The sequence below is a fragment of the Streptomyces sp. JN8 genome, from assembly GCF_055808075.1.
The window spans coordinates 13,843-33,634 of sequence record NZ_CM147852.1 but is presented as its reverse complement, the minus strand read 5'-3'; the positions used below and the strand labels follow the sequence as shown (position 1 = coordinate 33,634).

21 protein-coding genes, 1 tRNA gene and 2 pseudogenes are annotated in these 19,792 nt (G+C 68.1%); 20 read left to right on the top strand and 4 right to left on the bottom strand.

Annotated elements, in window-relative coordinates; all coding sequences use genetic code 11:
- Positions 1 to 89: 89 nt before the first annotated feature.
- The 6 genes from ACY0MR_RS00205 (at position 90) to ACY0MR_RS00180 (ending at position 3,176) form a co-directional block, all read left to right on the top strand.
- Positions 90 to 251, top strand: a complete 162-nt coding sequence (locus ACY0MR_RS00205) for a hypothetical protein (RefSeq protein ID WP_473558084.1) — start codon at positions 90 to 92, stop codon at positions 249 to 251.
- A 49-nt stretch (positions 252 to 300) separates the two neighbouring features.
- Positions 301 to 388 (top strand) — tRNA-OTHER (locus tag ACY0MR_RS00200).
- Positions 389 to 585: 197 nt separating this feature from the next.
- Positions 586 to 1,578 carry an RNA-binding protein gene (locus ACY0MR_RS00195; RefSeq protein WP_473558081.1) on the top strand — a complete coding sequence of 331 codons (993 nt, stop codon included), beginning with the start codon at positions 586 to 588 and terminating at the stop codon, positions 1,576 to 1,578.
- On the top strand, positions 1,565 to 1,873 hold the full coding sequence (locus ACY0MR_RS00190) for a hypothetical protein (RefSeq protein WP_473558079.1): 309 nt from the start codon (positions 1,565 to 1,567) through the stop codon (positions 1,871 to 1,873). Before ACY0MR_RS00195 ends, ACY0MR_RS00190 begins: the two co-directional genes overlap by 14 nt.
- A gap of 244 nt (positions 1,874 to 2,117) precedes the next feature.
- Positions 2,118 to 2,888: a tyrosine-type recombinase/integrase gene (locus ACY0MR_RS00185; RefSeq protein ID WP_473558077.1), complete on the top strand. Its 771-nt coding sequence runs from the start codon at positions 2,118 to 2,120 to the stop codon at positions 2,886 to 2,888.
- Between the two features lie 48 nt (positions 2,889 to 2,936).
- Entirely contained in the window at positions 2,937 to 3,176 is a 240-nt protein-coding gene (locus ACY0MR_RS00180; protein ID WP_473558074.1) for a recombinase, read from the top strand.
- 14 nt (positions 3,177 to 3,190) lie between these two features.
- On the opposite strand, the gene ACY0MR_RS00175 is transcribed toward ACY0MR_RS00180, so the two are convergent.
- Entirely contained in the window at positions 3,191 to 3,565 is a 375-nt protein-coding gene (locus ACY0MR_RS00175) for a hypothetical protein (protein ID WP_473558071.1), read from the bottom strand.
- Between the two features lie 108 nt (positions 3,566 to 3,673).
- On the opposite strand from ACY0MR_RS00175, the gene ACY0MR_RS00170 reads away from it, so the two are divergent.
- From ACY0MR_RS00170 to ACY0MR_RS00140, 7 genes and pseudogenes are all read left to right on the top strand, one after another.
- Positions 3,674 to 3,877: a hypothetical protein gene (locus tag ACY0MR_RS00170; protein WP_392864760.1), complete on the top strand. Its 204-nt coding sequence runs from the start codon at positions 3,674 to 3,676 to the stop codon at positions 3,875 to 3,877.
- Between the two features lie 30 nt (positions 3,878 to 3,907).
- A pseudogene (locus ACY0MR_RS00165) lies at positions 3,908 to 4,270 on the top strand (hypothetical protein).
- A 308-nt stretch (positions 4,271 to 4,578) separates the two neighbouring features.
- Positions 4,579 to 4,833 carry a DUF6332 family protein gene (locus ACY0MR_RS00160; protein ID WP_473557202.1) on the top strand — a complete coding sequence of 85 codons (255 nt, stop codon included), beginning with the start codon at positions 4,579 to 4,581 and terminating at the stop codon, positions 4,831 to 4,833.
- A 39-nt stretch (positions 4,834 to 4,872) separates the two neighbouring features.
- A protein-coding gene (locus ACY0MR_RS00155) for an IS5 family transposase (protein WP_473561965.1) occupies positions 4,873 to 5,672 on the top strand; the annotation gives its coding sequence in 2 pieces (ribosomal slippage) (positions 4,873 to 5,218 and positions 5,218 to 5,672; 801 coding nt in all).
- Positions 5,673 to 6,746: 1,074 nt separating this feature from the next.
- Positions 6,747 to 7,379: an RNA polymerase sigma factor gene (locus ACY0MR_RS00150; RefSeq protein WP_403319558.1), complete on the top strand. Its 633-nt coding sequence runs from the start codon at positions 6,747 to 6,749 to the stop codon at positions 7,377 to 7,379.
- Positions 7,376 to 8,368, top strand: coding sequence for a CU044_5270 family protein (locus ACY0MR_RS00145; protein WP_473558069.1), 993 nt, complete (start codon positions 7,376 to 7,378; stop codon positions 8,366 to 8,368). Before ACY0MR_RS00150 ends, ACY0MR_RS00145 begins: the two co-directional genes overlap by 4 nt.
- Before the next feature lie 165 nt (positions 8,369 to 8,533).
- Positions 8,534 to 8,971 (top strand): peptidase inhibitor family I36 protein, encoded by a 438-nt coding sequence (locus ACY0MR_RS00140; protein ID WP_473558066.1) that lies wholly within the window; start codon positions 8,534 to 8,536, stop codon positions 8,969 to 8,971.
- A gap of 1,659 nt (positions 8,972 to 10,630) precedes the next feature.
- Here ACY0MR_RS00140 and ACY0MR_RS00135 read toward each other — a convergent pair.
- Positions 10,631 to 11,290 carry a GlxA family transcriptional regulator gene (locus ACY0MR_RS00135; RefSeq protein WP_473558064.1) on the bottom strand — a complete coding sequence of 220 codons (660 nt, stop codon included), beginning with the start codon at positions 11,288 to 11,290 and terminating at the stop codon, positions 10,631 to 10,633.
- A 174-nt stretch (positions 11,291 to 11,464) separates the two neighbouring features.
- Here ACY0MR_RS00135 and ACY0MR_RS00130 point away from each other — a divergent pair, with 174 nt between their 5' ends.
- The 5 genes and pseudogenes from ACY0MR_RS00130 to ACY0MR_RS00110 all read left to right on the top strand — a co-directional run bounded on the left by ACY0MR_RS00130 (position 11,465) and on the right by ACY0MR_RS00110 (position 16,029).
- Complete coding sequence (locus ACY0MR_RS00130) at positions 11,465 to 12,490, top strand: hypothetical protein (protein WP_473558062.1); 1,026 nt, start codon at positions 11,465 to 11,467, stop codon at positions 12,488 to 12,490.
- Between the two features lie 735 nt (positions 12,491 to 13,225).
- The gene (locus tag ACY0MR_RS00125; RefSeq protein ID WP_451061770.1) at positions 13,226 to 13,516 is read left to right on the top strand and encodes a hypothetical protein; all 291 of its coding nucleotides are present in this window, start codon (positions 13,226 to 13,228) and stop codon (positions 13,514 to 13,516) included.
- A gap of 67 nt (positions 13,517 to 13,583) precedes the next feature.
- Positions 13,584 to 14,032 (top strand): annotated as a pseudogene (locus tag ACY0MR_RS00120) (zeta toxin family protein).
- Between the two features lie 1,050 nt (positions 14,033 to 15,082).
- The gene (locus ACY0MR_RS00115; protein WP_451060670.1) at positions 15,083 to 15,409 is read left to right on the top strand and encodes an FG-GAP repeat domain-containing protein; all 327 of its coding nucleotides are present in this window, start codon (positions 15,083 to 15,085) and stop codon (positions 15,407 to 15,409) included.
- Positions 15,410 to 15,528: 119 nt separating this feature from the next.
- Positions 15,529 to 16,029, top strand: coding sequence for a hypothetical protein (locus tag ACY0MR_RS00110; protein WP_473558023.1), 501 nt, complete (start codon positions 15,529 to 15,531; stop codon positions 16,027 to 16,029).
- Here the strand turns inward: ACY0MR_RS00110 and ACY0MR_RS00105 are convergent.
- A complete protein-coding gene (locus ACY0MR_RS00105) occupies positions 16,012 to 16,503 on the bottom strand; it encodes an NUDIX hydrolase (RefSeq protein ID WP_473558026.1) in 492 nt (163 codons plus the stop codon). The genes ACY0MR_RS00110 and ACY0MR_RS00105 overlap by 18 nt on opposite strands.
- A 545-nt stretch (positions 16,504 to 17,048) precedes the next feature.
- Positions 17,049 to 17,447 carry a hypothetical protein gene (locus ACY0MR_RS00100; RefSeq protein WP_473558028.1) on the bottom strand — a complete coding sequence of 133 codons (399 nt, stop codon included), beginning with the start codon at positions 17,445 to 17,447 and terminating at the stop codon, positions 17,049 to 17,051.
- Positions 17,448 to 17,869: 422 nt separating this feature from the next.
- On the opposite strand from ACY0MR_RS00100, the gene ACY0MR_RS00095 reads away from it, so the two are divergent.
- Both ACY0MR_RS00095 and ACY0MR_RS00090 read left to right on the top strand, forming a co-directional pair.
- Positions 17,870 to 18,628: a DUF6426 family protein gene (locus ACY0MR_RS00095; protein WP_403319658.1), complete on the top strand. Its 759-nt coding sequence runs from the start codon at positions 17,870 to 17,872 to the stop codon at positions 18,626 to 18,628.
- Positions 18,622 to 19,701, top strand: a complete 1,080-nt coding sequence (locus ACY0MR_RS00090; protein ID WP_473558031.1) for a Fic family protein — start codon at positions 18,622 to 18,624, stop codon at positions 19,699 to 19,701. Before ACY0MR_RS00095 ends, ACY0MR_RS00090 begins: the two co-directional genes overlap by 7 nt.
- Positions 19,702 to 19,792 lie beyond the last annotated feature (91 nt).

Genomic DNA, 19,792 nt, shown 5'->3' with positions numbered 1-19,792 from the left:
TTGGGGAGACCCGAGATTCGGACAGCCCGCAGCCCGCAGCCTGCAGTCGATCAGTACAGAGCGTTCAGTCCTACCTACTCGTTGCCAGTGTGCCAGTGCCGCGCCGGCCGATCGCCGAGAAAGTCCGCCTGCTCCGCGCGGCCGCCGACGCCGCCCTCCCGGGCTTCACCGGCGCAGACCTTGCCGAGCAGGCCCGCGCGATCAGCATCGGCGCCCGGTACGAGCTCCGAGTCCGCGTCACCGGCCCCTGACCCTACAACTCCGGTGCGACGCGGGACCTGCGCCGCCTAGGCTGCCGGGGGCTCCTCGTCGTCCAGTTGGCCAAGGCCACCGACCGGTCGCCAGTTCGCCGGAGCCGGAAACCCGGGTTCGAATCCCGGCGAGGCCATCCGCACGCCTGCCTCCAGCACCGGTCAGGCGATCACGGCGCGAGTCTGCTTAGCCTCAGGTCACAGCCGAGGTCTAGCGATTCGTCGTCGTTTGTGGCCTAGCACAGCACGTATCTGGGTTGTCTCGCAGTGCGGGTCGACGTCCCTTCTCTCAAATCCGTGGCACTTTCTCAGGGCAGCGCTGGAGGATGTCGGTGTGCAGCTCTCCCACGTCTATCGCGTCACCAAGTACGACCCCGCAGACCGTGACGATCACGGGCACTACACGGGTGTCGAGGACGTGACCAGCGATCATGGCAAGGCCGAGGCGGCCTACCTTCAGGCGGTTCGGGCAATCGCCGTTGATACAGGCGTCGACCGTCTGTCTGTGCGCGAGCCGGAGGTCTCGTCGTTCGTCCACTTTGGCGTCGAACCGCCACTGGATGGCTTCGGTCTCGGCACGCTTCTTCCGGGCGGTCTTGCCGGCTTCCACGACGGAGCAGAGGTGCCGCTGGACACCGGGTTGGAGCTGGTGCGGCTCATGCTGAGGGACAGTGGCGCCTGGTGCCGGCTGGAGGCCGAGGGGGCGTTCGCCGTGCACGTCGGATGGGACCAGTACGTCTACATCGGCAGCAGCCGGCCCTGCCACGGGGCACTGGCCCGCACCCGCGAGCTCGGACTGTTTCCGGAACGCCTGGACGCTTCCCCCTACGACTTCGAGCCCGACGAGGACGGCGTTCGACGGCCGGGTGACGACGAATTCTGGGACAGCCTGCACATGGCAGTTGCCAGCGGCCGCGCGGGACTCCTGGAAGAGATCTACGTCCAGAACGCCTCACGGTGGCATCGCCTCACCAGCGCCACCATTGACACGGTTCGCGCCGCCCTCGCTCCTCGCGCGCGTCTGGCCGTGTGGCCAGACCTTTCCTACGACACCTCCGCCGTCCTCGACGCCCTCCCCACCGAGGGTCTCGTCGAAGGTGTCTGGCAGGACACGGACGGCCAGATCCACAGCGCCGTCGCTGACGAAGATGAGTTCCCGGAGCTGGCTGCCCGAATCACCAGCGCGCATGCTGCGGCGCTTCTGTCTATGTACGCCGAGGAACGCGTCCCCCTGCTCTCCGCTGTCATGCCTGACAGCGACGGAGTCGTGCGGGCCCGCTGGCAGGCTGAGTCATCCCTCAGCGATTCGGCTCTTGACGAGACGTAGAGCGGAGACGGACTACGTCACGCTGGAAACCCTCACCCGCCATCTGAGCGGCCTGTTCTGGTCCGTGATCGAGGAGCTCAACCCCGGGCAGAGGGACCTGCACCTGAGCCAGGAGCTCTACGACCAGTGGCGGGCCGAGATCCACTACTGGCGGAAGGACGGCAAGACCGACCGGACCGGGTTCCTCAACGACATCGCGTCGGTTCTGCTGAGCGTTCGCAGCCTCTACGTCGATTCCACAGCTGGGCCATCGCGGAACCGGAACGGTGGGCCCAGTGGGTCGCGCCCTGCCTGATCATGCCGCGGGACCTGAAGGGGTTCAGCAAGCGGTTGCGTGACGTCAACCGGCGGATGGCCGACCGCGCCCGCGTCCGCCAGCCCTTGCTGCCGGTCCTTGTCCGGCATGTCGAGGACCGTTACGAGCGTGTGGCCGGTCTGCTGGAGGCTGCCCGGGAGGTCCCGCTGGGGGAACCTTCGAGCACGAGGGCCGCCGCTACAGCCGCACCGACTCCCGGGAGGACCGCCGCCGAGCGAAGCTCGTGGCCGAACTGGCCGTGAGGGTCGTCGACCACGAGACGGGCAAGGTGACCCACGTGACCATGGCCGAGGAATCAGCGTTCTGGGAATGGGCGTCCGTCGAGGTCCTGCGGCACAGCGGCATCCGGGTCGAGGAACTCGTCGAACTCACCCACCTGAGCATCCGGCAATTCGAGCGTTCCAACGGCGAGGTTATCGCCCTCCTGGTCGTCGCCCCCTCGAAGACCGAGCGCGAGCGTGTCACCCCGATGTCCACCGAGCTCTTCCACGCCATTGCCCAGATCATCCGGCGCCAGACCCCCAATGGCCGGCCCATCCTCCTTCTGACCCGCTACGACGGTCACGAAAGGACCTGGTCAGAACCCATGCCGTTCCTGTTCCAGCGGCGTCGGGGCAGCATCCGCACGGTCACGTCACCCGGCACCGTGCTCGAAATGCTCGGACGCACCTGCGAAGGGATCGCCGAGAAAACCCGCTTCGCCGGGACCAAGTTCAATCCGCACGATTTCCATCGGCTCTTCGCAACCGACATCGTCAACGGCGAGCTGCCGATCCACATCGGCGCGGCCTTGCTCGGACACTTGAACCTGCGGACCACACAGGGCTACGTCGCGGGCTTCCCCGGCTACATCATCAAGCGCTACCAGGAGTTCCTGAACCACCGCCGGACTCTGCGTCCCGACGACGAATACACCGATGTCACGACCCAGGAGTGGGCCGAGTTCGAGGAACACTTCGACAAGCGAAAGGTCGAGCTCGGGAACTGCGCTTGACCCTACGGATCACCCTGCCAGCACGAGCATGCCTGCATCCGATGCCCGATGCTCCAGGTAAACCCCAAGATGCTGCCCAGCCTCGCGGAGATTGAGAGGGACCTGGTCCTCCGCCGCGAACGCGCCGAGGAGGAACAGTGGCTCGGCGAGGCCGAAGGCATCGATCTGACCCTGACCTTCGTCCGCTCCAAGCAGGCCGACGCCGCGCGACTCGCGCAGCGGTCACCCGTCGCACTCGGCATCCCGACCACCCGCCCCAGCTCGGCTACTGGCGAATGTCAGCGATGATCGCCCATCCGAGGTCACGCTTGGGACAGGACCTCTGCGCGAAGACGCTCGTATTCAGCGCCGGCAGTTGGCTCGCCGTCGAAGTAGTCCTCCCAGAAGCCTGGACGCTGCCATTCCTTGGGAGCGAGCGTCACCTGGCCATCCTTAAGGCCTGCGACCCAACAGTCCGGCAGCTGACTGCTGACCACGGTGAACATGGCGGCATCCCACAGCCCAGGGGTGTCTCGCTCCACCAGGACGTCAGGCCGCTCAGGAATCCGGAAGAGGACCCGGCCTGTAGTCGTGATGACCTCCAGAACTGGATACTCGGCGTCAACCCGAACCCCTGGATGATCACTCACCACTTCTCCGCTTGTCGGGCTGATGATCTGGAAACACTGAACGATCATGCGGGCACCCTACGCAAGCTCCAGCAGTGCCCACGCCTCAGTTTGACTTAGTGCAGAGAAACTACGCCAAGGCTAAGGGCGCCGTCGCCGCGAAGCCCCTTCACGCTCCTGCGTCAGGCCCTCAGCCGCACCGACAAGGTCGCTGCGGTGAAGTACGCTCTGCGCGGCCGCGAGCGCCTCGGTCTCCTGCGCTCGGTCGGCGAGGCCCTGAGTATCCAGGTGTCGGCGTACGGACTTTTCTCCCCAGTTGCGTACGGACCAACGTCCCCAGCTCTGACCGCGGGCAGCAGTCCGGCAGGGGATCTCGGTTGAGGTCGATGCCCGACCATGGACACTCGCGCGATGAGCCACAGCACATCGTCTGAACCGATCGAGCGAGAGTGGGACGGGCCCTGGTATCGGGTCCGTAGCGAGGGTTTCGAGGCGTCGTTCCTACCCAGCGACGGCGAGGTCTGCAACGTCGATGTCTTCGTGGCTTTGAAGGATGGGTCTCGTTAGACCGCGACCGTATGCACCGTCGCGGAAGTCGAGCGCCTGATGAAACTCTGGGCAGGGACCGACGAGGCCCTCGGGGGCCGGTACTTCTGGGTCTCGGACGGTCTGATCGTCAGGGATCCCGGCCTCGACAGCATGACCGGCGTGATCGCCGGACTGATCGAGAACGGCGAGTTGTCCGAGATCTTTCAGCGGGCGATCAACAGGTGACCAAGTGCTCGGCCGCCGGAAACAACATGGGTCGTCAGGACACGTCGTTGTCCCGCTCGATCGCCTTGAGGCGGTTTTGAGCCGTTACCTGGGGCAGGCGCACGGCCATCAGCCCGGCCGTGACGACAGTCCGCAAATGGCGAGATCTGCTCCGACGCCAACGAATCGCTCTCCGAGGGACTGGTCGAGAAGTGCACGATCCGGTACCCGGTGTGCGTCAATTCTGTCGACTTAGAAGCCATCTCAATTGGTTGGCACGTCTCGGCGATGCCTTTCGGCGAGCTTGACCGTGATGCGAGACTTGCGGGATGGACATGGGACGTGAGTCTCGGTGGGAGAAGGACGCCATGACGGTGGAGATCGTTTTCGCTTTGGTGACTGCCGTCGCGCTGGCTGCGGCGGTCTTTGCCGTAGCCCTGCTTCCTGCCCTGGCTCTCGGGGTCTCTAGTGGAGGGGGAAAGGCCACGCTGACAGGGGGTGCCCTGCTTGGAGCGTCGGCCGGAGTGTGGCGTTTGGTGCGGGTACTGCTCCGCTTTGACGCGCAGCGCCGTAAGGGGCGCTGAGTGCGGGTCTCCTTCGGTCGCTAGCCTGCCGACGTGGGGATTGTCGAACGGTTGGTGCCTGACGAGTTGTGGGCGTTGTTCCAGCGGGTGGTGCCCGATGCTCCTGTCCGGCCTCAGGGTGGTGGGCGACGTCGGCACGGCGACCGGGAGGTGCTGGCGGCGATCGTGTTCGTGGCCACGTCGGGCTGCACGTGGCAGCAGCTGCCGACAGCATCCTTCGGTTTGTCAGGGGCGACGGCCCACCGACGGTTCAGTGAGTGGTCGAAGGCCCGGGTGTGGGCCAAGCTCCACCGCGTGATGCTCGACGAGCTCGGTGCCCGCGGCGAGCTGGACTGGTCCCGCTGCGCGATCGACTCGGTGAACATGCGGGCGATGAAAAGGGGGATCTGACAGGTCCGAATCCTGTCGACCGGGGCAAGTACGGCTCGAAGATCCACCTGATCACCGAGCGGACCGGTCTGCCCATCTCCGTCGGAATCTCGGGCGCGAACCTGCACGACAGCCAAGCCCTGATCCCGCTGGTGAAGGGCATACCCCCGATCCGCTCCCGCCGCGGCCGACGCAGACGCAAGCCCGGCAAGCTCCACGCCGACAAGGGCTACGACTACCGCCACCTGCGGCAATGGCTCTCCGGCCGAGGCATCCGCCACCGCATCGCCCGCAAAGGCATCGAGTCCTCTCAGCGGCTCGGACGGCATCGGTGGACCATCGAGCGCACCATGGCCTGGCTCGCCGGCTGCCGCCGCCTCCACCGACGCTACGAACGCAAAGCTGACCACTTCCTCGCCTTCACCAGTCTTGCCTGCACCCTCATCTGCTACCGCAGACTCACCAAATGAGATGACGTCTTAGAGGTGCGCTCACGGACCCCGCTGCCGGCTCCACTGGGCGAACCTGCGGTAGACCGTCTGCCTGGCCGGTCCGAACACTGGCGGCAACTGCCGCCGCGTGCACTCCGACAAGGTCAGGCGGGCAGACCCGCCCGTCTGTCACATGGCCTGTCATACCGACCGGCCCGGCCCTTGTGACGCTCTTGCCTCCGGGCTGTCCAGGGCAAAGGCTCGGACGGCGCCACCGTTCGATGGGGCCGTAATTGCTGCCAGCCGTTCTGTCAGCATGTTGCCGTGACTGCCACACATGATCAGCGTCCCGCCGAAGCAACTCTCGACTTCTTGCGCTCCGCGTTCCCGTCGGAATGGCGCGAGCCGGCGCTCGGTCATGAAACCGTTGCAGTGTGGGAGGCGGAGAACGGGGTGGTCCTCCCGGCGCCGTGTAGGACCTTTGTTGCAGAGATCAGCAACGGTTCGGGCCTCGGCCCGGCCGGTGACGGTGGTCTCCTGCCACTAGGTTGGCTGCCTGACACCTGGCCCGACCTTGGCCTGCGGCAGCCAGGCAAGCCGTTTCTCTGCAGGCGGCCTGGCACTGGGAGGACGACGAGGACGTCGACCCCGAGGACCCGCGGATAGAAGCCGCATTCAACAACGGATCCGTCGTTCTCGGCTCCGAGGACGGGCAGTCCTTCTGGCTCCTGCTGACAACGAGCCCTCGACGCGGCGAGGTCTGGATGGTCGCCGACGTCGGTGCCATCCGGACGCCTTGTAACCAGGCATGGGGCTTCGAGGAGTGGGTGCATCGCTGGCACACCGGAGGCGACTGGTGGGACTGAAGGCGCCGTCCTACGCGATCGGGGCATAGGCACCGTTCGATTCCTTGGTGCTTCCCCTGCTTCCCGGAGTGGCGAACCTCTGCTGCCCGTTCCCATGCTGGTCAGGAGTAGTTCCTCCCTGTTGGACTCAACAAGGAGGGACTAGCTGAGGCCGACTCCATCCCGCCCGAGCACGACGGACCTAGCCCCGCCCTGTCAATCACGGGAGAGAGATGGAACCGACGGAGCTGTGCGGACACTTCTTGTTGTGGAGCTGCCCTTGAATGAACGAGTCCGGTCCGGAGATCGGGCGGGGTTCGCTGAGATCTTTGACGAGCATGCGCGTGTCGTCTATGCCCATGCCGTGCGAACGATGGGTGACTGGGCCCTTGCTGAGGACGTCATGTCGCTCACCTTCCTGGAGGCCTGGCGGTTACGCGACAAGCTGCGTGAGGAAGTCAGAAGCGTCCGGGCATGGCTGTTGGGTATCGCGACCAACGTCATGCGTAACACCGCTAGGTCGGCCCGCCGGCATCGGGAGGCGATGGCACGTCTGTCTCCCCCGGAGACGTCGCCCGACTTCTCGGACGAAGTCGTCGGGCAGATGGCCGACGCGCAGCGGCTGGCCGCCGCGGCCCGGGCGCTACAACGGCTGAAGCGGACGGAGCGCGAGGTCTTCACGCTCGTCGTCTGGTCCGACCTGGGATACGCGGCGGCCGCTGAGGCGCTGGGGATCCCGGTGGGCACCGTACGGTCCCGTCTCTCTCGCGCGAGAGAGAAGCTGCGCCGGCTTGTCGACGAGGAGTTGGCGGCAGGTGTGGAACCGCAGACCGGCAGCGGACACATACCGGGTAGCGGAGTGGCGGCAGTCCGCGCTTCCCACAGGAGGGGTACGCGATGAATCCGGAGCAGCGGGAACAGGCAGAGCGTGAGCAGGCGAGGCGGACGCTGCCGCCGGCTGACTACCCGGAACCTGCGCCCGGGCACACCGAGGCCCGCCGGCGGCACCTGTTGAGCGAGATCGACCGGCAGACCCACGCCCGTCCTCGCCCTGCATTGCGGCCGCGGCGGCGCATGGTTCTGGTGCTGGGCGCGGCAATCGCCGCCGGCGCGACCGTCGTCGTCCTCAGCCTCGGCTCCGGGACCACCGGCGGTCCGTACAACGCGCCGCCGGCCTCGGCCGCATCGGTTCAGGTGCTGGAGAGGGCCGCCTTGGCCGCCCACGGGACGTCGCCGACGAAGGTGATCGCCGGGCAGTACGTGTACCTCAGGACGGTCGGCCACACGTCGGTGCTCTCCGAGAACAGGGACGGCCAGACGGAGCTCCTACGCCAGAACGAGGCCATGGAGCAGTGGACGTCGGTGGACGGCAGCGAGCGCACATTGCAGCGCAAGGGCGGCAAGGACAGCCTGCTGCCAGAGGCGCCTGGCACCCTGAACTCGCCGACGTACAACTTCCTCGCGGCCCTGCCGACCGACCCCGAGGCCTTGCTGAAGCAGATCCGTGACGACGCGGTGCGGAACCACGGAACCGGCTCGGGCTCCACCACGGGGCCGGACCACGAGGCCTTCGTCACGATCGGCGATCTCCTGCGCAGCGGAGTGACTCCTCCGGCGACCGCGGCCGCGCTTTACCGCGCTGCCGCCCTCATCCCCGGCGTCGATGTCGCCCCCGACGCTGTAGACGCCGCTGGGCGCCGCGGGATCGCGGTCGCGCGCGTGCACGACGGCGAACGAACTGAGTGGATCTTTGACACGAGCACGTCCCGGCTTCTCGGCGAGCGTACGGTCCTGGTCAAGGACAACGCCTGGGGCGAGGCCGGCGACGCCGTCACCTCTGTCGCCCTTGTCGACAGTGGCGTAGTCGCCGAGGCCGGACAGCGGCCGTAAGGCTGCTGGCGCAGGTTTACCGCGTGGGCAGAGACCACGCACGATCGAGCATGAGGACGCCGTGATCGAGAACTCGACATCCTCGATCACGGACACGTCTTTTACCCAGAGTTTGCTGTGGGATTCCTGTGAACCATCCGCACAACCCACCGCGGGAGACCCCGCATGCGTCTCGCACGCACTCTCGTCCAGGTCGTCACAGCCTTCTGCGCCTTGACCGCGGGCGTGGCGACCGCGTCCGCTACGCCCGAGCCCGCCGTGAAGGGCGCCAAGAGCTCTGGCGTCTCGGCGAAGGAGAGTGGAGAGCTCGGTCCCGCCGCGCTCGGCGACTGCGTCTATGGGTGGGTGTGCCTGTGGGAGCACTCGAACTTCACCGGCCGGCGGCTCCAGTGGTCCACCAAGGGCACCAAGCAGCTCGCAGACTGGGACTTCAGGGACAAGGCCAGTGCCGGCTGTGCCACCCGCAGCATGGGCGGCGCGCTCGTCTACGACGCCCGCACGGGAATGACCGACCCGTACCTGGTCATGGGCAACCTGTACTGCTACAACTTCGCCACCGCCGACTACTGGACCGGCGGAACCTGGAACGACAAGGCCGACTAAATGGAGATGTAACCGCCTGGGAGCACTGCCCCGGCGCGGCAGCCGTCCCCTTTCCGTCGTGATCCGTTGCCGTACAGAACGTGCGCTGCGTCGTTCCCCGGAGCGAGCGTGCTGGACCCCGCACCGGAGGTGCGGGGTCCAGCACGACTGCCGATGGCGACTGCGAGCAGGGGACTGCACTCTCTAGGGGGAGTCCGATCGAAATTCCTGAATCGGGTGTCAGGCCAGGCCAGAGCGGGCGAAGAGAGTGTTCAGCGGGGGTTTGGACTGAAGTGGGAGACTCATGGGGGAGACGTCGGCGCGTGACCGGCTGGCCGAAGAGCTGCGGAAGCTGAAGATCCCCTCAAGCTTGAGTACGCCCAGATCGAGAGCTTGGCGACCAAGCAGGGCCGCATGCTGAGCTTGCCGTTTGCTATGCGCGCTGCCGCTTCGGCCGAGCAGGTGCTCTGGGGCAGGACCTGACAAGCTTCGCGGCGTGGAGCCCTGCGAGAGTCCCGAGAAGAGCTTGCTGAGCCTGGTGGATGTCTGTCCTGATCTCGTTGGCGAGATGGTTGCACTACTGCGAGATTCACGTCCTGGAGACCCCATCGCGGACACGATCTCGAGCCTGCCCTTTCACGGGATCTGTCGCAACTACGTGTTGACGGCTCCAGAGGGGACGCCCTCGCCGTGGGGCATCGTGCTGGAACGTGAAGCGGAGACGGTGTTTCTGCTGGGTGTTGATTCGTCTCGGGCTGTAGTCACCTGGGTTGATGTAGTGGACGGGCGAGATCCGCCTGCACCGTTGTTGCGTCGTTCGTGACGCGTCTGGGTCTCGTTCCCTTTTGGTTGTGGGTTGGGCGATCAGCAGGATCAGCGCGTGGGCGGGACCGAACCGGCCGGCAGCGCTGTCCGGGGTGTCGTCGGCGGGCGGCCGGCACAGCCACAGGCCGCTTCGGGCCCGGTCGGCTCAGGGGGAGAGGGGCCATGGTGGACAGGACTCCGTCCTGACGGCCGCCGCCGACGGCATGCCGGGCCCGTACCACTGGTAGCAAAGTGCCGATCCCGCAGGGCAGTTGGCCCTGCTCGTGCAAAGCGGGCTGCGCAGCCCATGGCCTTCCACGCCCCCGCACCGCGCAGACGCAGACGGGGCCCTCGCCGACTCCGGCGAGGGCCCCGAGTGAGCAGGGAGAGAGATGAAGTGGCAGTCGGGTTGGATGCAGGCGGAAGGGGCCAGGTAGCGCTCCGCGACCCACCCCACCGTCCCGGCACGGATCCCGGACCGCGACCGCTCCGAGAGCGTCACCCGGTACCACCCGCTCTGTTTCCGGCTCACAGGTGGGCGCGAAGTGCCGATGAGGGTGCTGACGCTGACCGGCGCGGACGCGGTGCTGCTGCCTTCCCGCACCGAAGCCCGGGGGTAGGTGCTGGACCCCCGGCTGCCGCGCGGCGTTCATGCTGAACGGCTACAGGCAGGCACCGCGGCCCGGGGCTCCGGTTTCGGTGTCGTGCCAGCGTTCGAGGAGGGCGATGCGGATGGCTCGCTCGACGTGGTTCGCGACGTTCCGGTGGCCCGCCGCGTCGGGGTGGACCAGGGTGGCGCGCTTGTCGACGACGGCGCAGTTCAGCTCGCCGATAGCGGCGGGCCAGTAGTCCTCGGCGTCGCCGCAGCGGCCCTCGCTACGGGGCGGACGCCGTCCGGAACCTGGCCAGATAGGCGGAGGGCGTCACTCCGAAGTGCCGGGCGAACGCCCTCCGCAGGCTCTCGTCGCTCCCGAGCCCGCTCTGCGCTGCCGCCCCCGTCACGCTCGCCCTGCCCGCCAGAAGCATCCGCGCCGCCTCCACCCGCACCCGCTCCACGTACCCCGCCGGCGTCGCCCTGACCTGCTCCCGGAACAGCCGTGCCAGATGCCGGACGCTCAACCCCGCCCGCCGCGCGAGCACACCGGCGCTGTGGTCCGCCGCCGGATCCGCCGCCACCGCGTCCAGCAGCGGTCGCACCACCGTGTGGCCTGTCGGGGGAGTCCGCGAGGCCGCCGAGAACTGCGACTGGCCGCCCGGCCGCTGGAGGAACACCACCAGGTCCCGCGCCACCGCCCGGGCCGCCGCCGGCCCCCTGTCCTCCTCCACGAGCGCCAGGCACCGGTCGATCCCGGCCGTCACCCCCGCCGAGGACCACACCGCCCCGTCCCGCACGTGGATCGCGTCCGGACACACCTCGACCGCCGGAAACCGGCGGGCCAGCGCCGCCGCGTGCTCCCAGTGGGTCGCCGCCCGACGCCCCGCGAGCAGCCCGGCTGCCGCCAGCGCGTGCCGGGCGGGTGGGGGCTGATCGTGCACGATCGTGCGCCCCGACGGTTCCGCCGACGAGGAGGCGGACAGCTTCCTGCGGTCGTACGAGGGGCCGGGTACGCAGAAGACTTTCGCGTACTACCTGGTTGGACCACCTACGGTGGAGGGCTCGTGGGAGGGCCACGAGGGCCGTTGTCAGAGGTCATTGGCAAGGTTGCGGCCATGAAGGTCACTCCTGTCACTCCGCCACGGCCGATCGACGTTGTCGCGGTCTTTCCCCAACTGGCCCCGCTGGTCCGCACGGCGACCCGCCTGCACCCCCGCCCCGGGGCGCCGACGTGGCACGACAGCTCGATCGGCGGGCCGCTGCTGTGGCCCACCGAGGAGCCGTGGCCGCACTGCGAGGAACCGCATGTGGTGGATGGCGTCAACCCAGCTCTGTCCCCGGCGGATCTGAGGCTGGAACGACGGACCTTCGCCGCCTCCCACGGCCGGGAAATGACTTCGGAGGAGCGGGAGACTCTGGCGCGGATCCGGCCCCCTCAAACGTATCCGGTAAAGGTGGCGATCCAGCCGTACGAGGGCCCCATAGCGATGCTGCCCGTCGCGCAGCTGTATGTACGGGATGTGCCCGATCTGAGCCCGCCGGAGGGCAAGGACCTGCTGCAGGTTCTGTGGTGCCCTTTCGATCATCCGATCATGCCCAGGACCCTGCTCTTCTGGCGTTCGGCAGCCGCCGTCACCGACGTCCTCGACGCGCCCCCCGAGCCGCCCGCAGTGCAGTTCGACGGCTATCTACCGGATCCGTGCGTACTCGAACCGGAGCAGATCACCGAGTACCCCGACCATCTGGAGCTGAGCGAAGAACTGCGGAAGCAGATCGAGCAGTGGAGTGTGCCGCAGGCAGCAGAGGAAGACCTGACCCCGGATACGTACTACGACCTTGTGCTGTCCAACGCGCCCGGCTGGAAGGTGGGCGGCTGGGCCGGCTGGAGCTCTACCGACCCCAGCCCGCAGCACTGCTCCGAGTGCGGCACCGGCATGGAGATTCTGATGACCGTCGCCACGTTCGAGGAAGGGGACGACGTTGCGAACAGCTGGTCACCGCACCCCCACCCAGGCGCTGGACCGTACCCTGGCCACCGCGGCTACAACGCGACCGGCGTCCAGATAGGTAGTGGCTACCGGCAGCACCTGTTCGTCTGCCCAGCCGAGCCCGAGCATCCGCACATCGAGTTGATGACGTAGCCCGTCCGCAGTGTGCAGCCGGGGCATCACGGTGCAGACATGCCGTGACGCCCGGTGGCCACGAGGCGCAGGGTTTCGAGCAACCGACGGAGTCCGTTGACCTGGAGGAACGTGACTTTTGACGCATGGAGTTCCCGCGCAGGTGGGCCAGCATGCCTTTCCACGAAGGTCGGTAGGACACGAACGTAGGCACATCCTGACGGTGCCCGACCGGCCCCTGCCTGCGTTTCGTCACTCGGTAAGGCCCACTTCTTCGGTGCCGCACTGATCCACAGGTCTTGACAATTACTCGGTGGCTGCCCTGGGGGACCTCATCGTGGTCGACGCCGTCGTTTCCCCTCGGATCGTTCGCAGCCAGATCAAGGATGCGGCGTTCGAGTTCGAGCGGGCATCCCGGATGCCTGGAGATCGAGCACTGGAGAGCCAGGCACGCAGGCTCTACTGCGAGTCGAACCAGCTCCTCGACCAGTGTGCCGCGGCCCGTGGACGCCAGGATGCGGCCGCAGCGCTCGGCTTCCTCTTGGCTTTGGTTCAAGCGGTCGAAGCGGCCCGACGCTGGCACGACGCACAGCAGCACCGCGCTCAGACCCATGCTTCTGGGAATGCTGGCCGACTCCTGCGTGAGGCGGTGGAGGTCACGGTCGGCGGGTTCTGGCAGAGTCGTGCGTACACGTCCCGCGGCGGCCCCGCTGTCGCGGCATCGTGCGTGACCGACAGGGACAGGGGAGCATCGCGATGGAGCAGAACACCGTGCTGGGGAACATGGGGGCGGCCAACTGGTCGGCGGAGGACGGCACCGCTTACGAAGTGGCTCTGGAAGGCATCAACCACGTCGTCGGCGCCTACTCCGGCCTGATCGCTCAGGCCGAGGCAGCCGGTGACACCGAGCGTGCCCGGACCCTTCTCGACGAGCAGGGCGACTGGGCGGCGATGAGGAAGGGGCTGACCCCGGCGGACCGCGCCGGCGTCGACACGCTCACTGCCGAATGCACGGCAACCCTGAACCGACTGCGGGCCGAGGCATGACCGAGGTCGACCGGACCCGGAGGCCCTGCCGGAGACGGAGAACGAGCGGATCTTCCGCGAGCGGATCGTGCCGCGGACACTGGCCGGCACAGCGCAGGAGCAGCCGATCGCGGTCATCGTCTCGGGGCAGACCGGCGCGGGCAAGACGGCGGTCACCTCGCTGGCCACCGCGGCGCTGACGGCCCGCGGCGAGCCGGTCAACATCAACCCCGACACCTGCAAGCCGTACCACCCGAAGTTCGGCAAGCTCATGGCGGCGGACGACACCACCGTCGGCTCCTACACCAGATCGACGGCCACAAGTGGTTGGAGAAGGCCGAGGCTTACGCCATCGAGCAGAGCTTCGACATCGTCCTGGAGTCCGCGATACGCAACCCCCGCGACTTCGAGGAACCGGCCGAGAGACAGCGCGCGGCCGGTTCCGGGTGGAAGTGCCTGTGGTCGCGGTGCAACGAGTCCAGGGCGAGGACGCGCCGCGGACGAGCAGTCCCCAACCCCAGCGGAAGCGCGGCTTGAACCGCTGACCCTCCACGAGTGGAACGGGCATTGTGAGCCTGCCTGCGAGGCCTGACGGAACAGGGCCCCGGGACATCGGTCCGGGGCCTGCCACCGGCCTCGGGGAACATCGGTACAGCGGTGATCGGTGAGAACGATCATGGTTCGGGAGGTGAGGGTGCTGACGCGGTTCTCGTACTCGCGGCGGGCCTTGCACTGGGCCGGAATAGCCGGGCCGCCCTGGCCGCCGTCGAGCGGCTAGCAGCGGGCGAGGAGCTGGTGCTGCAGGGCCGCCCCCGCGCACGCCGCCACCCGGGCCCGCCGCACGCCCTCGTGGGCAGCGGCGCGACGAGCCGAAAATCTCGTACAACCATTCGGCTAGGTCGTGAGTCTGGCCTGCCGCGGCACACCCGTGTCCGCTCTTCCTCGTGGGGTTCCACCCTGCAGCACCGCGCCACCGGCCGGCGTCTCGCCCTGGCCGCCGCGGCCGTCGCCTCCGTCACGGCTCTCGGCGCCGGCACTCTGGCCACCGCTCCTCCCGCGCGCTCGCGGCCACCGCGGCGGTCCCGCTCACGAAAGACCAGGTCGAGGTCCCCGCCGTCGCGGAACTCGACAAGACCAACGGCCGGGTGACGATGGAGTGGACGCTGTCGCGCGCCACCGCGGACCTGGAGGTCACGATCACCCACGTCGCCACCGGCAAGAAGGCCACTCAGCGACTGGCCGCCGCGAGCTCTGGCACAGTGTTCTCCCTCACCTGGAAACCGAGGTTCGACGAAGAGACCCCCGACGAGCTGGTGGAGGTGGACGCGCCGAACGGCGCCTACACCATCGCGGTGAAGGCGACGCCGGACGACGGCGTCGGCGCCTTTGCCTCGAAGAGCTCGCCGATGAGCATCGTCCGCGCGTTCAACCCGCACGATTTCAACGACAACGGTTCCACCCGACGTCCTGTCCCGCGACAGCGCAGGTGTGCTGTGGCGCACCGACATGCAGGACCGCCCGTACTGCAACGAGTTCCGCATCGCCAAGACCACCCGGATCGGCTAGGGCTGGGGGGTGTACAAGTAAATCGAAGCCGTCGGCAACATCGCCGGCTCCAAGCACGGCGACCTCGTCGCCCGCGACGCCTCGGGCATCCTGTGGCTCTACCAGGGCCGCGGCGACGGCGGCTTCTCCGGACACGTGCAGATCGGGGGCGGCTGGGGCGGCTTCCGGCAGCTCGTCGGTGGAGGCGACCTCGACAACGACGGACGCCCCGACCTGATCGCATACGGGCCCGGCAACCCCTACGGCGCGTACGTCTACCGCTCCACGGGCGTCGTCAACTCTCCGTTTACCCGCCGGATGACGGACCTGTACAAGTACAAGGGCAGCAGCCACAGCATTGTCGCCTGAGACCTGCCCCCAGATGCCCCGGCCGGCTCCCCCGACGTCCGGGGCACCAGCTGATCCCTCGGCCTCCAGCACGGGGGGCCGAGCGCGTCGACCGGCGCCGGGACCAGGCCCTGGAGGCGGTGACCGCGCTCGCCTCCGCGCTGGCCACCCACCGTCGGGCCCGGTTCGTTCGCGAGGAGCTGCGCCTGGCCGGCGCAGACGAGGCACGCGTCGAGGCGGCCCGTGCCGAGCTGCACGCCACCCGCTCCGCGATCGAGACCCCCCGCGTCCTGGTCGCGATCCTCGTCCCCGTCCTCGCCCCGGCCGCCGACGCGGCCGCGCAGGCCTCCTACGCCCTGCGCGGCGCTCCGGACGCCGACACCCTCGCCGCACTCCGGCAGGACGCCGACGGCCACCAAAGCCTTCGTGGCTGCCGCAGCCCACCACTTCGCCTGACCGCCGCGGCCCGGGGGGGCGTCACCCACGACGCCACCAAGTTCCTTGCCGACGGCGTTCCGTGCCCGTGTCGGCTGTCGAGTCCCGGGGCGAGGTGCTGGAGACGCGGAGAGCCCGCCGTCTCCGGCGGGCTCTCACGACGTCTGCCACCGGTGGAGCTGGGGTTCTCAGGTGCCGCCGGGTGACGGCGGAGAGAAGACGTACTGGGCTGCCTGCTCGCTGGACAGGGCGGCTGCGATTCGCTTGCGGATGTCGTCTGACATCGGAGGCAGGGCGTTCAGCGGGAACCAATCGACAGCTGTGTTCTCGCCGTCGGCGGGATGCGGAACCCCGGACTGCCAGCCACAGCGGAACACCAGGTCGAGATACTGCGTCTGGTCCCCGTTGTCATAGGTGACAAGGTCCGTGACGTGAACCATCACCAGCCGCTGCGGAACTGCCAGGATGCCGGTCTCCTCAAGGATCTCCCGGGCTGCGGCATCCGCCGGTTCTTCCCCCGGATCGATGATTCCAGTCACTGGCGTCCATTCGCCGTTATCTGCGCGCTTCGCCAAAAGGACCTGTTCATCCCTGACGACGACCGCGGTGACGCTTGAGAGCCACAGCGGATCGTTTCCAACTTTCCTGCGCAGCGCGAGGATGAAATCTGGTGTTCCCATCAAGTCACGATAACGACCCGGCGCTTAGGCGTGCTGCCCACCCTCCAAGCTGGTTGATCACCAAGCTTCAGAACACTTCAGTCAGCTCGGATCGTCGTCGCTGGTGTGCTGGAGTGTTGCTGCTGTGGTGAGAGGATGCGTTCCCAGGTGCGGGGTGTGCCTCCGTGCTGTTCGGCGAGGTTGGCGGCGATCCGGCCTTTGGGTGTGCTGTCGGCTGTGGTCAGTGCTTCGCGGGCGGTTTCGAGGCGGGGGTCGTTCTCGTAGGGGTGCTTTCTGCGGGGGCCTTGGGGTTCGCCCGGCTGCCATGGTGGGCTTTCACGAACACAGACGGTCTGCTGGGGTGGTGCCCTCGAAGGGTGCTGGCCTGTCGGTTCAGCGGAGAACCCCTGAACGCTGTCGCTTCCGAACTTAGCGGACGCCCGCGAAACGTTCGGCTGGGAAGTCCCAGCCGCTCGCTCTGCTGCACTGCTGCCGCGACCCATCACCCGTCTACATGAGGCTATGACTCATGGTCGCTGTCAGGCGCGGAAGTGAAGTGCCGATACTTACTGACCCCGAATCCGTGCTCTCAGGTCTTCGCTCAGCACAACATCATGCGGTAGCCCCGCCAGCTCCTGCGCTTCCGCATCCACGCCCTGACGGGCCAGGATGCGGGCCAGGAAGCTCCAGTGGCCGGCGGCCATCTGCTCGTGGGTTTCGCTACCGGTCGGCTCGTCCGGCCCAACCACCATCCGGGCCTCCTTCTCGACGTCCTCGGCCGAGATCTGTGGCCGGGTGGCTGTGGGAGCCGATGAGGTCCAGCTCCACCCCCGGTCGTTCAGCAGCACCACGCGGCGGTCATCTACGAGTACAGCCGCAAGCCGCGCGGTCACCGACGTGTGCTGAGCGCCGATGACAGCCTCATCCAGATCGACATATGTGACTAAACGATTCACGGCAGCCACTTTGCCCCCTCTCAGCTCACCAACTTCTGGTCGAGCCATCGCGCTGGATGGTCACGGTATCCGGCCCCGGCTTCCGGCGCACACGTCCGCGTTCCGGGCCGGACCAGCCTTCGTCAACAACCGAGCACCATCTACCCGACGTCGCGGAGTTGCGGCGCAGGATGCTCCAGACACAGAACGCGGACCACGTCTACGGGCTCTGCCGGGTCCGTCCCAGACGCCCGAGGAAGCTCCCTCAACCTGGGCCGGGCAACAGCTTGTGCGGTGGCCGGGGGCGCCAGGTTATGGACCGACCGGTTGTCACCACCCATCACCACTCACTGTTTGGGTAGTGACTTGCGTACTTCTACGGAGGTGACCGGGTCTGCCGGGCGGCGAGGCTGTGGTCCGCCCCATCCGATCCGCTGCAGACCGGAGGAACCGTGAGACTTCGACGGATGATGGTCGCCGCCACCCTCGGCGCGACCGTGCTCACCGCCGTACCGGCGGTGACCGCCTCGTACACCGCATACGCCTGCGAGGACAACCAGACCAGCTGTGACCACGAGGACGAGGAGAACCCCTGGCCGGACGACAACCCGGGCGGCTTCCCCGGCGGTGACCCCGGTGACGGAGGCTGGGGCGGCGGAGGGGACGGCGGCGGCACCGGCGGCTCGTGGGGCGAGATCGACATGTTCAACGGCGTCGTCGGCCAGCCGGTCAACGGCACACTGCCCCAGGTCGTCGTCGACGGCACCGCCACCCGACCGCCCACCCCGATGGACCCGGCGCTTCCGCCCATGTCCTGGGGCTGGGACAGCGGCGCGCCGGCCAATGGCGCGGGCCCGATCCAGGCCGGAGCCAAGACCGAGGTGCCGACCGACTGCCACCGCAACGCCAACTCCATGCCCATACGGGTCAACAGGACCGTCAAGTACCAGGTTTCCTACCAGGTCAGCGCCAACATCACGGCCAACGCGGCCACGGTGCTGTCCTCCGCGCTCGGTGCGCAGCTCAACACCCAGATCGAGCAGTCGTACTCGGTCGATGTCACGCTGCAACCGGGCCAGTCCTGGGCCTTGTTCGTCGAATACCAGACCTTCAGGTACTCCGTCACCTCCTCGAACTGGCTGGGATACACCACCACCGAGTACGTGGACGTGGTGCGGCCCACCGGGAAGGTGACCAGCCGGTGGTGCTGAAGGCCCCACGCCCCTCGGGCACGGCGGTACGACGGATCGCCCCCGTCGTACCACCGCTGGACGCGGAGGCGATCTCCCCGGCGGAACGGCGGGAGGCGATCGCCGCGCTGGCCGAGCTCTCCGACACCACCGGCCGTCACCTGGACAACCCGGACCTCTTCCACCGGCCCCGGTTCCGCACGGCCGTGCACAGCCGGCATCTGGCCCGCACTCCCGAGCCTCTCGTCACCGGCCGCATCGCCGCGGCGGCCGAACGACGGGCCGAGGCCGGCCTGCTGGCCGCCGCCTCCACCCGCGCCGAGATCGCGGAACGGCCCGACTGCAGGCCCTGCTTCACCCCGGCCGCCCTGAGCGAACTCCATACCCTGATCGTCGCCGGCGACCCCAGCATCCCGGGCCCCGGCGGCCTGCGCCGCTCCACGGCCAGGATCACGTGGGCCGACGGCCAGGTCTTCGCACTCGCGGTCGCACCCGGCAGGGAACTCCGAGACCACGTAGAACGCTGGTACCGCTGGAACGTACACACCACGGCCCCCAGCCTGGACGCGGCCGCCCTGTCCATGGCACGGCTGTTGACCGTCCACCCCTTCGCCGACGGCAACGGCCGGACCGCGCGCCTTCTCGCCCAGTGCGACTTGCTGGCGGCCCGACTGCTGCCCGGGCTGCTGCTGGACCTGGACGGCTGGGTCCACACCCACCGCCGTGCACACGACGAGGCCCTCGCCGCGGCTGCCGAAGGATGGTGGGCGCAGTGGGGCTCCCTCTTCGCTCGTGCGGTCACCGAGACCGCCCGGCATCGCACCGCCACCATCACCCGCTACAGCACCCTCCTCACCGAGGCGGCCGCACTTCTCCCCGACGACCCGGTTACTGCGGCCGTCCTCACCCATCTGCGCTCGACGCCCGCCGTCTCCGCCGGCTGGCTGCGCGACCGGATCACGCACGCCCCGGAGCCGGCGCTGGCCCGGCTGACGGCGAAGGGCATCCTCAGCCCTCACCCCCGCCTCCCCGGAGCGCTGATACACCCCCCGTCCCTCACAGTCCTCGACGAGCCCTGGACCCTTGTCTCCTAGGACGGCGGCCTTGCCGGAGTCGAGGAGGTGAGTGTCCTTTCGCGGCAGGGTGCGGACGGCGTAGCGGTAGAAGGTCGGGGGCAGACAGGTT

Bases quoted from the DNA above. Each gene is read 5' to 3' on its own strand.
- ACY0MR_RS00180 (WP_473558074.1), top strand. From the start codon at position 2,937: ATGCTCCAGGTAAACCCCAAGATGCTGCCCAGCCTCGCGGAGATTGAG.
- ACY0MR_RS00175 (WP_473558071.1), bottom strand. From the start codon at position 3,565: ATGATCGTTCAGTGTTTCCAGATCATCAGCCCGACAAGCGGAGAAGTG.
- ACY0MR_RS00160 (WP_473557202.1), top strand. From the start codon at position 4,579: ATGGACATGGGACGTGAGTCTCGGTGGGAGAAGGACGCCATGACGGTG.
- ACY0MR_RS00145 (WP_473558069.1), top strand. From the start codon at position 7,376: ATGAATCCGGAGCAGCGGGAACAGGCAGAGCGTGAGCAGGCGAGGCGG.
- ACY0MR_RS00140 (WP_473558066.1), top strand. From the start codon at position 8,534: ATGCGTCTCGCACGCACTCTCGTCCAGGTCGTCACAGCCTTCTGCGCC.
- ACY0MR_RS00130 (WP_473558062.1), top strand. From the start codon at position 11,465: ATGAAGGTCACTCCTGTCACTCCGCCACGGCCGATCGACGTTGTCGCG.
- ACY0MR_RS00125 (WP_451061770.1), top strand. From the start codon at position 13,226: ATGGAGCAGAACACCGTGCTGGGGAACATGGGGGCGGCCAACTGGTCG.
- ACY0MR_RS00105 (WP_473558026.1), bottom strand. From the start codon at position 16,503: ATGGGAACACCAGATTTCATCCTCGCGCTGCGCAGGAAAGTTGGAAAC.